The organism is Gordonia sp. (in: high G+C Gram-positive bacteria), assembly GCF_012515855.1.
In the GTDB taxonomy this organism is placed as follows: Bacteria; Actinomycetota; Actinomycetes; order Mycobacteriales; family Mycobacteriaceae; genus Gordonia.
The window spans coordinates 1-11,488 of the sequence record NZ_JAAYXO010000083.1 but is presented as its reverse complement, the minus strand read 5'-3'; the positions used below and the strand labels follow the sequence as shown (position 1 = coordinate 11,488).

The 11,488-nt window shown below is 67.9% G+C and carries 10 protein-coding genes and 1 pseudogene; 4 read left to right on the top strand and 7 right to left on the bottom strand.

Annotated features, from left to right (window positions below):
* A partial coding sequence (tal, locus tag GX543_RS06250; RefSeq protein ID WP_290850619.1) for a transaldolase occupies positions 1-545 on the bottom strand: 545 nt, incomplete at its 3' end.
* 23 nt (positions 546-568) lie between these two features.
* The gene (tkt, locus tag GX543_RS06245) at positions 569-2,644 is read right to left on the bottom strand and encodes a transketolase (RefSeq protein WP_290850618.1); all 2,076 of its coding nucleotides are present in this window, start codon (positions 2,642-2,644) and stop codon (positions 569-571) included.
* 341 nt (positions 2,645-2,985) lie between these two features.
* Here tkt and GX543_RS06240 point away from each other — a divergent pair, with 341 nt between their 5' ends.
* The gene (locus GX543_RS06240; protein WP_290850621.1) at positions 2,986-3,930 is read left to right on the top strand and encodes a heme o synthase; all 945 of its coding nucleotides are present in this window, start codon (positions 2,986-2,988) and stop codon (positions 3,928-3,930) included.
* Positions 3,931-3,942: 12 nt separating this feature from the next.
* Here the strand turns inward: GX543_RS06240 and GX543_RS06235 are convergent, their stop codons facing one another.
* Positions 3,943-4,917: a quinone oxidoreductase gene (locus GX543_RS06235; RefSeq protein ID WP_290850617.1), complete on the bottom strand. Its 975-nt coding sequence runs from the start codon at positions 4,915-4,917 to the stop codon at positions 3,943-3,945.
* A gap of 35 nt (positions 4,918-4,952) precedes the next feature.
* On the opposite strand from GX543_RS06235, the gene GX543_RS06230 reads away from it, so the two are divergent.
* Positions 4,953-5,330 carry a hypothetical protein gene (locus GX543_RS06230; RefSeq protein ID WP_290850616.1) on the top strand — a complete coding sequence of 126 codons (378 nt, stop codon included), beginning with the start codon at positions 4,953-4,955 and terminating at the stop codon, positions 5,328-5,330.
* Positions 5,331-5,403: 73 nt separating this feature from the next.
* On the opposite strand, the gene GX543_RS06225 is transcribed toward GX543_RS06230, so the two are convergent.
* From GX543_RS06225 to mptB, 4 genes are all read right to left on the bottom strand, one after another.
* Positions 5,404-6,333 (bottom strand): COX15/CtaA family protein, encoded by a 930-nt coding sequence (locus tag GX543_RS06225; protein WP_290850615.1) that lies wholly within the window; start codon positions 6,331-6,333, stop codon positions 5,404-5,406.
* The gene (locus GX543_RS06220; RefSeq protein ID WP_290850614.1) at positions 6,330-7,133 is read right to left on the bottom strand and encodes an ABC transporter permease; all 804 of its coding nucleotides are present in this window, start codon (positions 7,131-7,133) and stop codon (positions 6,330-6,332) included. The genes GX543_RS06225 and GX543_RS06220 overlap by 4 nt, the downstream gene beginning before the upstream one ends.
* A complete protein-coding gene (locus GX543_RS06215; protein WP_290850612.1) occupies positions 7,130-8,104 on the bottom strand; it encodes an ABC transporter ATP-binding protein in 975 nt (324 codons plus the stop codon). The genes GX543_RS06220 and GX543_RS06215 overlap by 4 nt, the downstream gene beginning before the upstream one ends.
* A gap of 91 nt (positions 8,105-8,195) precedes the next feature.
* Positions 8,196-9,968, bottom strand: a complete 1,773-nt coding sequence (mptB, locus tag GX543_RS06210) for a polyprenol phosphomannose-dependent alpha 1,6 mannosyltransferase MptB (protein WP_290850610.1) — start codon at positions 9,966-9,968, stop codon at positions 8,196-8,198.
* A gap of 163 nt (positions 9,969-10,131) precedes the next feature.
* Between mptB and GX543_RS06205 the strand changes: the two genes are divergently transcribed.
* Together GX543_RS06205 and GX543_RS06200 are read left to right on the top strand one after the other, a co-directional pair.
* Positions 10,132-10,878, top strand: coding sequence for a metalloregulator ArsR/SmtB family transcription factor (locus GX543_RS06205; protein WP_290850609.1), 747 nt, complete (start codon positions 10,132-10,134; stop codon positions 10,876-10,878).
* Positions 10,875-11,488, top strand: a pseudogene (locus GX543_RS06200) (Fe-S cluster assembly protein SufB); the annotation flags it as partial. The gene GX543_RS06205 and the pseudogene GX543_RS06200, both read left to right, overlap by 4 nt.

Genomic DNA, 11,488 nt, shown 5'->3' with positions numbered 1-11,488 from the left:
AGGTAGGCGTCCATCACCTCCCGGTACCGCTCCACCGAGAAGATCAGGGTGACGTTGACGCTGATGCCCTCGGCGATCACCCGGGTGATGGCGGGCAGCCCCGCCTTGGTGGCAGGAATCTTGATGAAGAGGTTCGGCCGATCGACCAGGTTCCAGAGTTCGACGGCCTGGGCGACGGTCTCGTCGGTCTTGTTGGCCAGACGCGGGTCGACCTCGATCGATACGCGACCGTCGTGTCCGTCGCTGTCGGCGAAGACCGGGGCCAGCACGTCGCACGCCGCGCGGACGTCGTCGGTGGTGATCGCGGTGATCGCCGCGTCGACGTCGGCGCCCGAGGCGGCGAGCGCATTGATCTGCTCGGCGTAGCTCTCGGACTTGGAGATCGAGTTCTGGAAGATCGCCGGGTTGGTGGTGACTCCGACGATCGAGTGGGTGTCGATCTCGTCCTGCAGCGCACCCGAATTGATCAGGTCGCGAGAGAGGTCGTCGAGCCACACCGAGACCCCGGCGGCCGACAGCTCTGCGAGATTCTTGTTCTGCGACATGTGTCTATTCCTCCTGAATGGGGTCAGCGGCCGAGTGCGCGGTGGGCGGCGGCGGCGACGGCGTCGGCGGTGATGCCGAACTCCTCGTAGAGCTTCTTGTACGGCGCGGAGGCTCCGAAGTGCTCCAGCGAGACGATCTCGCCACCGGCGACCACGGCATGCCACGGCATCGCGATACCGGCCTCGACGGCTACCCGCGGGGTGCCGGTCGGCAGCACCGACTCGCGGTAGTCGGCATCCTGCTCTGCGAACCACTCGAGCGACGGCATGGAGACCACGCGAGCCTTGATGCCCTCGGCCGAGAGCGACGCCGCCGCCTCGACGGCCAGCGCGACCTCGGAGCCGGTGCCGATCAGCACCACGTCGGCGGCGCCGTCGGTATCGGAGAGGACGTAGCCGCCGCGCGACACGCCCTCGTACGAGGTGCCCGCGAGGACCGGCACGTTCTGGCGGGTGAGGGCCAGCCCGACCGGACGGTTGCGGCGGGTCAGCAGGTGACGCCAGGCGTGGGCGGTCTCGTTGGCGTCCGCGGGCCGGACCACGTCGAGATTCGGAATGGCGCGCAGGGCGGCCAGGTGCTCCACCGGCTGATGGGTGGGACCGTCTTCGCCCAGACCGATCGAATCATGGGTCCAGACGTAGATCGGATCGATCTCCATCAGTGCGGCCAGGCGCACGGCCGGCCGCATGTAGTCGGCGAACTGCAGGAATGTGCCGCCGTAGGCGCGGGTGGGACCGTGCAGCACGATGCCGGAGAGGATTGAGCCCATGGCATGCTCGCGGATGCCGAAGTGCAGGGTGCGGCCGTACGGTTCGGCGGTCCAGGTGTCGGTGCTGATGGACGTCGGCCCGAACGAGGTGGCGCCGTCCATGGTGGTGTTGTTGGAGCCGGCGAGGTCCGCCGAGCCGCCCCACAGTTCGGGGAGGATCGGGGCCAGGGCCGACAGCACCTTGCCCGACGCCGAGCGTGTCGCCACGTCCTTGTCACCGGCTTCCCACGAGGGGAGCACGTCGGTCCAGCCTTCCGGCAGCGCGTGCGCTTGCAGGCGGTCGAAGAGCTCCTTGCGCTGCGGGTTGTCGGCCGCCCAGGTGGCGAAGCCCTGCTGCCACTCGGCGCGGTCTGCCGCGGCACGCTCGACGAGCAGACGAGTGTGGGTGATGACGGCGTCGGCGACGTCGAAGTTCTTGCTCGGGTCGAATCCGAGGAGTTCCTTGGTGGCGGCGACCTCGTCGGCGCCGAGCGCGGAGCCGTGCGACGCGCCGGTGTTCATCTTGGTCGGCGCCGGCCAGGCGATGATCGTGCGCAGGCGGATGATCGACGGCTTGTCGGTGACGGCCTTGGCGGCCTCGACGGCCTGCTCGATCGCGGCGATGTCCTCGCCGCCTTCGACGGTTTGCACGTGCCATCCGTACGCCTCGTAGCGCTTGGCCACGTCTTCGGTGAGGGCGATCTGGGTGTCGTCCTCGATCGAGATGCGGTTGTCGTCGTAGAACACGATCAAGTTGCCGAGCTGCTGGGTGCCCGCGAGCGAGCTGGCCTCGGAGGTGACGCCCTCCTCGATGTCGCCGTCGGACGCGATCACGTAGATGTGATGGTCGAACGGGCTCTCGCCTGCCGCGGCATCCGGGTCGAACAGACCGCGCTCGCGGCGAGCGGCCATGGCCATGCCGACGGCCGAGGCGAGGCCCTGGCCCAGCGGACCGGTCGTGATCTCGACGCCCTTGGTGTGGCGGAACTCCGGGTGCCCCGGGGTCAGCGAGCCCCAGGTGCGAAGTGCCTCCAGGTCGCCGAGTTCGAGGCCGAAGCCGCCGAGGTAGAGCTGGATGTACTGGGTGAGGCTTGAGTGCCCGCAGGAGAGGACGAACCGGTCGCGTCCGACCCACTGGTCATCGGTGGGGTCGTGGCGCATCACGCGCTGGTACAGCGTGTAGGCGAGGGGAGCCAGGCTCATCGCGGTGCCCGGGTGGCCGCTGCCGCAGTGCTGGACGGCGTCGGCGGCCAGGATGCGGGCCGTGTCCACCGCCTTGGTGTCGAGTTCGGTCCAGTCAGCGGGGTAAGCCTGCTTGGTCAGCGCACGGATCTCGTCGGTAATGGCCACGGTGATGGAGTCTCCTGATGACTTGTACATGGTGCTCGAACGCATTAGCTGTTCCAGCCTAGCCGCCCGGGGAGGGTGCGTGCGCGCCCGGAGCGGGAACTTTCCAGATGTGATGCACGCAATCGCCGACGAGGCGAGATGTGACCTGGGCGCTACCGATTCTGTGAAGGCGCACTCCGCGGTCTACCATCGTTCGTAGTAGCCCGAAATGTAGAAGTCCACCCGTGTGCCTTTGGCGTTCGGGTCTCCGGGTCAGCGAACACCGGGCCGGGTCGGGCCGAATGTGAGGAGCATCTGTGAGTATTGGGGAAAGCGCGGATACCGACGCCTCCTCGACCGCGATGGCTACCGAGAATCAGGTGGAGTCCCCGGGCGTCGGTACGCGCGTGTGGAACACCCTTCTCGCGTACATCGCGCTGACCAAACCGCGTGTGATCGAGCTCCTGTTGGTCTCGACGATCCCGGTGATGCTGCAGGCGGATCGCGGACACGTCGACATCGCTCTGATCGCGATCACGGTCATCGGTGGCTGGTTGGGAGCGGCGAGCGCCAACAGTCTCAACATGGTGGCCGATGCCGACATCGACCAGAAGATGAAGCGCACCCAGAAGCGACCGCTGGCGCGCCACGCGGTCCCGGTGCGTCACGCGTTGGTGTTCGGCATCGTCCTGGCGTTCGCGTCGTTCGCAGTCCTCTACTACGGGACCGGGCAGAAGTGGCTCCCGCCGATCCTGGTCTGGTTGACGATCGCCTTCTACGCCGGCGTCTACACGCTGATCCTGAAGCGTCGCACCTGGCAGAACGTCATCTGGGGCGGTGCCGCAGGCTGCACCCCGGCGTTGGTCGGGTGGGCGGCGGTGCACGGCACCCTGAGCTGGCAGCCGTTCGTGATGTTCCTGGTGGTGTTCTTCTGGACGCCGCCGCACACCTGGGCTATCGCCATGCGGTACCGCGAGGACTACCGAGCCGCCGGTGTGCCGATGTTCCCGGTGATCGCCAGTGACGAGCGCGTCACCACCCACATGCTGGTGTACACCTGGCTCACCGTGCTGACGTCGTTCGCGCTGATTCCGGTGACGAGCTGGATCTACCTCGTCGTCGCGGTGCTCTCGGGCGTCTGGTTCATCTACATGATCACCAAGTCGTACCTCGGTGTCCGACGCGGCGTGGAAGTGAACGCGCTCAAGCTCTTCCTGACGTCCAACGAATACCTCGCGCTGCTGTTCTGCGGCCTCGCGGTCGATGCGGTCATCAACATGCCGACGATCGCCAGTTACTTCTCCTAGTCCCGGTCCGGCTCAGTCCGGAACCACGTCCAGGACGGTCGTGCCGACCGTGCCTCTGCTCTCGAGCGCGCGGTGGGCGGCCTCCGCTGCGGTGAACGGGAACGACTGACCGACTTCCACGGTGAGCGTGCCGTCGCGCACGGCGCCGAAGAACTCCTCGGCCCGCCAGGCGAATTCGCTCGGGTCGGCGATGAAATGCGCCAGCGAGGGGCGGGTGACCGACAGCGAGCCCGCGGCGTTGAGTCGTTGCAGGTCGAAGGGCGGCACCGGGCCGCTCGCCGCACCGAAGAGGACGATGGTGCCCCGGACCGCAGTCGACGCCAGGGACTGCTCGAACGTGGTCGCGCCGACGCCGTCGTAGACGACAGGCACGCCCGCGCCGCCGGTCGCTTCGCGGACCCGGGCCGGCACGTCGTCGGTGTAGCGGAGCACTTCGGCGGCGCCCGCGGCTCGGGAGAGGGCCTCCTTCGCGTCCGACGAGACCGTCGTGATCACCCGGATACCGCGTGCCGTGGCCCACTCGGTGAGAATGAGGCCGACCCCGCCCGCGCCCGCGTGGACGAGGATCGTGTCGCCTGCGGTGGGCTTGGCGCTGTCGTGGAGCAAGTAGTGGGCGGTGAGGCCGCGCAGCAGCGCCGAACCGGCGACGGCGTAGTCGACGTCGTCGGGGATCGGCAGGGCCCGGTCTGCTCGCACGCGGACCAACTCCGCATAGCTGCCGCCGGCGTCGCACCAGGCCACGCGGTCGCCGACAGCCAGATTCTGGACGCCGTCACCGACTGCGACGATCTCGCCGGAGCCTTCGTCTCCGGGGACATAGGGCGGCGTCGACGGGTACAGGCCCGCTCGGCGATAGGTGTCGATGAAGTTGACCCCCGCGGCGCGGGCGGCCACGAGGACCTCGCCGGGACGCGGCTCGGGGTCGGGGAGTTCCACCGGACTCAGGACTTCGGGGCCGCCGTGGGCCGACACTTGGATCGCGCGCATGGGCCCATTCTGGCACGCCGGTATAGTCGTCAATCATGAGCGAAGACACCGCCGTCTCCACGGCCACTGAATCCGATTCTGCCGTCGTCGCACCGGGCGAGGTCGTCTCGTCGATCCGCAAGTTCGTCGCCGCGGAGGGTGGTTCGGCCAAGGTCGTCATCCAGCCGGCGGGCGCTGCGGGCGTACGACTGACGCTGGTGGGCGCCAACGGCATCATGGGCGACCGCGTGGTCGACAGCGTGGCGACCGCGCAGGCCGTCGTCGATGCCGTTGAGGGCCTCGAGACCGCCGACTGGGATCGGGACCTGACCTCCGCTGCTGACGTCAGTCCGTCGCACTGGCGGCAGATGGCCGGGTGGGTGGCCGGCCAGAAGCGATTCCCCCGGGCGCGCAACCGCAAGATCGTCGACTGACGATCCCTCGACAGCACACGAACACGTCAGCCCGGAGCAATGCTCCGGGCTGACGTGTTTGTTGTCCAGACGCTCAGGCGTGGCTGCGCTGCGTGGCGAGAACGAGTTGGGTGGCGCCGATCATCAGGATCGCGGCGCCGAACATGTGGAGGATCACCAGGCCGCCGGGGACGTGCAGGACGTACTGCAGGTAGCCGATGAAGCCCTGCAGCAGGACCACGCCACCGAAGATCAGCGATGCCCGACGGAGCGCTGAGACGGCCACGGCCGTCAGGACCACGAGGGCCGCTGAGAGTCCGACCAGCAGCCAGACGGCATCGGCGTGCAGGACGGCCATCTGATCGAAGCGCAGGCCGTTGCGCATCGCGATGTCGTCGCCGGAGTGCGGTCCGGAACCGGTCACCACGGTTCCGAGATAGATCGCCACCCAGGTCACGACATAGATCAGCCAGGCGAGAGCCACACTCACCCGGCGCAGGACGGGGGCCTGTGCGGTGTCGGTGTCCGCGGCGAGGGTCGGCACCGAACGATTCGGATGCACGTGCACGGCGAGCCAGGTCGCGACCGAGATGATGACCATCGTCAGGACGAAGTGCAGCGACACCACCCACGGGTTCAGGTTGGTCAGCACGGTGATGCCGCCGATGACGCCCTGCAGCGGCACACCCAGCGCCACTGCGACGGACAGTCGACGGGCCAGACGGTCGACGGGCCGCCTGCGCATCGCCGCGACGAAGGTCGCGACGGCGATCGCAACGAGCACCCACGTCAGCAGACGGTTGCCGAACTCGATGAGGCTGTGGATGCCCATCGCGTTGCCCGGCACCGGTGCGATGTTGCCCGACGTGCACTGCGGCCACGTCGGGCAGCCGAGACCGGAACCGGTGACGCGGACGCCGCCGCCGGTGACGACGAGGAGCACGTTGGCTGCGACGTTGGCGATGGCCCAGCCGTACAGGAATTTGGCCGTCGGGGTCTTGAACCCGAACCAGGACGCGATCATTGGAAGCGGAACCACCTAACTGCCAGGGCGCCGCCGACGACGGCCCAGGCGATGAGAACGCAGAACCCGAACACGTCGACAGACGACTCGAGTGCGCGGGAGAGTGACTCGGTCAGCGCGCCCGACGGCGACAGTCGAGCCACGGTCTGCACGACGCCCGGCACGTGCTCGTCGAAGACGATCAGGCCGGACAGTGCGAGCAGGACGAACCAGATCAGGTTGCCGAGGGCCAGCACCACCTCGGCCTTGAGGGTGCCGCCGAGGAGCAGGCCCAGGCAGGCGAACGCGAGCGTGCCGAGGGCGATCGCGACCGCGCCGAGTGCCAGGCCCGCGATGCTGGGACGCCAGCCGAAGGCCAGCCCGATGCCGCCGATGATCAGCGACTGCAGCACCACCACGAGCAGCACGGCCAACGACTTGCCCGCGATGATTCCCCAGCGCGGGATCGGGGTGGCGCCGAGCCGTTTGAGCGCCCCGTAGCGGCGGTCGAAGCCGACCGCGATCGCCTGGCCGGTGAACGCGGTCGACATGATCGCGACGGCGAGGACGGCGGGGACGAACGTGGTTGCCCGCGCGGCGGGCGTGTCGCCCGCGGACGTCGCGAGCGGCAGCAGGCTGAGTCCGATCAGCATGGTGATCGGGATGAACATGGTCAGCAGCAGTTGCTCGCCGTTGCGGAGCAGCAGCACCAGTTCCATCCGGGTCTGCGCGGCCAACATCCGCAGCAGTGGGGCGGGCGAGGGATCAGGTGTGAACGTGCCGGGCGGGAACCGATTCGTCGCCGATGATTCGGTGCTCATGCGCGGACCTCCCGTCCGGTGAGTTCCAGGAACACGTCCTGCAGGCTGTTGGTCGCCACGTTGAGCGCTTCGATGAGGATCGCGTGGTCTGCGCAGAAGCGAGTGATCGTCGCGATCACCTCGGGCCCCACCTCGCCGGTCACCAGGACCTCGCCCGCGGGGGACAGGCGGCAGCGGTACCCGGCGGGCAGTGCGGTCTCCAAGGCGTCGGGAATCAGGCCGGGAGCGGTGAGTCGCAGCTGTCCTTCCGCGTCCTGTCGAACCAGGTCGGCGGGGGTCCCCGAGGCGACCGCCCGTCCGTGGTCGATGATGACGATCTGGTCGGCGAGCTCCTCGGCTTCGTCGAGCAGATGGGTGGTCAAGAGGATCGAGACGCCGTCTGCCCGCAGCCGGGAGATCAGCTCCCAGACCATGATCCGAGCGTGCGCGTCCAGGCCTGCGGTCGGTTCGTCGAGGAAGACCAGCTCCGGGCGTCCGACGAGGGCGCAGGCGAGCGACAGTCGTTGCTGCTGTCCGCCGGAGAGTCGGCGGAATCCGGTGTTCGAGACCTCGGTGAGGCCCAGTGCGTCCATCAGCCAGTCGGGATCGAGCGGGTTGGCGCTGTACGCAGCGCAGAGGCGCAGCATCTCCCGAGCCTTGGCTCCCGGGTAGGCGCCGCCGCCCTGCAGCATCACGCCGATGCGGGCCCGCAGGGCGTCGTTCTCGGCGATCGGGTCCATGCCGAGGACCTGGACGGTGCCCGCGTCCGGACGGGTGTAGCCCTCACAGATCTCGACCGTGGTGGTCTTGCCGGCTCCGTTCGGGCCGAGGAGCGCCAGCAGTTCGCCTCGGGGCAGGGTGAGGTCCAGGCCGTTGACGGCGGTCTTGTCGCCGAATCGCTTGACCAGGCCGCGCACCTGCAATGCGGCATCACCCGAGGCCGGTCGGGAATCCTGCCCGCTGCGGGGCGAAGAGGCATTGTGCACGACCATCAGCCTAGGTGAGAGGCCCAGGTCACCGGGGGCCGGGGCGGGGAGGGCATCCGCCGGAGTCCGATCCTTCGGCTACGGGGAAACAGTCGTCTTACTGCGCCTTCCGGCTGCGCCTGCTTCTGAGCCAGCGGCGGAGCGGGCTGTCGATGAAGAAGAAGGCGGCGGTGACTGCGACCATGATCACACCGGTGGCCAGGCCTTGGGCGACAACCAGCGGGCTGGTGTCCGAACTGGTCGGCATCACCACGACGGCGATGATGCCGGAGATGACCATGCTGCCGACTCGGAACCAACTGGTGGTGGCCCAGGCGGCGAGCGGAATCACCGCCCACAGGAGGTACCAGGCCTGGACGAAGGGGAAGAACACGACAACGGTGGCCATGGCGATGCCGAGTCCGCCGAGCGGGTGGATCCGCCCGGCGAGGCAGGCGAGCAGCCATCGGACCACGAGAACCGCCGCAAGCAGTTGGCCGATCGGGCGGGCGATGTCGAGGATCGCTTGGGTCTGTTCGCCGAGCCCGAGCCACAGCCCGATTCGGCCCGACACCACCGACAGCAGGGTCGGCATCGACATCCAGGAGCGGACGATTCCGCCGGTGCTCAGCGTGTACATCCAGCCGAAGCCGAGGCCGGTGCCGAGGCAGATCGCGACGACGACCAGGCCGGCGATGACGCCCATCGTGCTCGCGCTGGCCACCAAGGCGCCGATCGAACGTTTGGACCGCGTCCACCATTCGCGCACCGGTGCGTGGCGGAGTGCGGGGAGCGTCGCACCCCAGCGGCGAGCGAGCACGATTCCCGCGAATCCGAGCGCCAGCATCGACGTCACCTTGATCATCGACGACGCCGCGATCATCGCGACTCCGGCGACCAGGATCCACCCCGTCCGGGACAGCATCAGGCGGTCGGGCATGCGGAGGCGTTCGTGTCCGTAGATCGCCCGGAAGCACCATTCGAGGCCGACGAGCATCATGCCGATCATCAGCGACTCGTTGTGGATGCCGCCGACCAGATGCAGGATCAGCAGCGGGTTCAACGCGCCGAGCCACAGCGCGGCGACGCTCGACACGCCGCAGCGGCGGGCCAGGCGGGGAAGCGCCCACACGATCATCAGCACGCCCGCGATCGCCACCAGGCGATGCAGTACCACGGCCACGGTGATGTTCTCGCCGGTGATCGCGGTGATGTTCTCACCGATCCACAGGAACAGCGGACCGTACGGTGCCGGCGTGTCCTTCCAGAGGTTGGGCACCGACAGGGTCAGGGCGTGATCGACGCCCAGGCCGCGCATCGGACTGTACGTGTACGGGTCCAGTCCCTTGAACGCGATGGCGCTCTGCGCCAGGTAGGAGTAGACGTCCTTGCTCAACAGCGGTGGCGCGACCACCAGCGGCGCCACCCACATCAACAGTGTTCGGTCGGCCTGCCCGCGGGTCATGCGGCGCGCCGGACTGCGGCCCTCGGCGACTTCGACACGGTAGCGCCCGACCGCGTAGCGACCCAGCAGCATCCAGGCGACCACGAGCATGATCGCGCCGCCGATGGAGATGGTCAGCGCGGTGGAGTACATCCGCGAGGGCAGCGAGAGGATGCGAGTGCCGACGATCGGATTCTGCAGGACCGGCAGCATGCCGGTGCCGAGCGAGCCGATCAGGATCAGCATCGAGCCGGTGGTGCCGAACAGTCGGATCCGCCGCATCCGCAGCGTCTCAAGGCGGTTGAGCGGTCCCACCTCGGTCTCGTCGTCGTGCATCCGGGCGACGGTGGTGCCGAAGTCGCCGATGCGATCGGCGTCGTGCTCGACGGCGGGCTTGGCGAGCCCTATGTAGTCGAGGGTCCTTCGCGCGAGGGGGAGTTCTGGCACATCGAAGACTCTAACTGTTACCGGCTGTCAGGTAGCGCCACCGCGCGCGACGTGGCGCACGAACGACCGTCCGACGACGCGATCCGACGACGTGATCGGAGATTTAGGCGACCCTTGCTAGCCCTGGGGGAAGTATTTAAGTAACAATATTGTTGTGAAAAGCATGAGCGGTGACGATCGGCTGCTGTCCCAGCAGCCTGCGGACGGGACTGGCCCAGACGGCCAGACCCGCGCCGCCGTCGTCTCCATGCTGGTGGACGAGGGGCCGATGACGGCGAACGACATCGCCGAGCGGCTCGGAATCTCACCGGCGGGCGTGCGTCGTCACCTGGAGAATCTTACGACCGATGGCGACATCGAAGTAGCTCCGGCCGGGTTCTCCAAGGGCGGTAAAGCCACCCGCGGACGCCCGGCGAAATGGTTTCAACTGACTCCGGCGGGCCGCGGCAAGCTGCGCCACGCCTACGACGACCTGGCGGGAGCGGTTCTCCGCAAGCTCCGCGATGTCGCCGGTCAGAAAGCCGTCGACGAGTTCGCACACGAGCGGATCGCGGATCTGGTGGTCGATGTGAAGCCGGTGACCGAATCCGGCTCGGTCATCGCGACCGTCGAGCAGATCACCGATGCGCTCACCGCGGGCGGATATGCGGCCAACACCCGCGAGGTGGGGGCCGGGGTCCAGATCTGCCAGCATCACTGTCCGGTGGCCCACGTGGCTACCGAGTTCCCGGAGCTCTGTGAGGCCGAGACGGCCATGTTCACCGAGCTCCTCGGTACGCACGTGCAGCGGTTGGCGACCATCGCCAACGGTGACTGCGTGTGTACGACGCACGTTCCCGTGCATCCCATGACTGACGGAGGTCGCCAGCCCGCGGCCGCCGACACCCCCGATGGAAAGGTTCTCCGATGACGGTCACCGATCCCGCCGCAACGCAGCTGACGCAGGAAGAGACTATTGCTTCCTTCGACCGCTACGGATACGGCTGGTCCGACAGCGACGAGGCAGGTTCGTCCGCGAAGCGCGGTCTGTCCGAGGCCGTCGTGCGCGACATCTCGTCCAAGAAGGACGAAACGGACTGGATGCTGGAGCAGCGACTGAAGGCTCTGCGGATCTTCGACCGCAAGCCGATGCCCAGCTGGGGCGGCGAGCTCGACGGCATCGACTTCGACAACATCAAGTACTTCGTGCGCTCGACCGAGAAGCAGGCCGAGTCGTGGGAGGACCTCCCCGAGGACATCAAGAACACCTACGATCGTCTCGGCATCCCCGAAGCCGAGAAGCAGCGCCTCGTCGCGGGCGTCGCTGCGCAGTACGAGTCGGAGGTCGTCTATCACCAGATCCGCGAGGACCTGGAGGAGAAGGGCGTCATCTTCCTGGACACCGACACCGGACTCCGCGAGCACCCGGAGCTGTTCAAGGAGTACTTCGGCAGCGTGATCCCGGCCGGTGACAACAAGTTCTCCGCGCTCAACACCTCGGTGTGGTCGGGCGGCTCGTTCGTCTACGTGCCGCCGGGCGT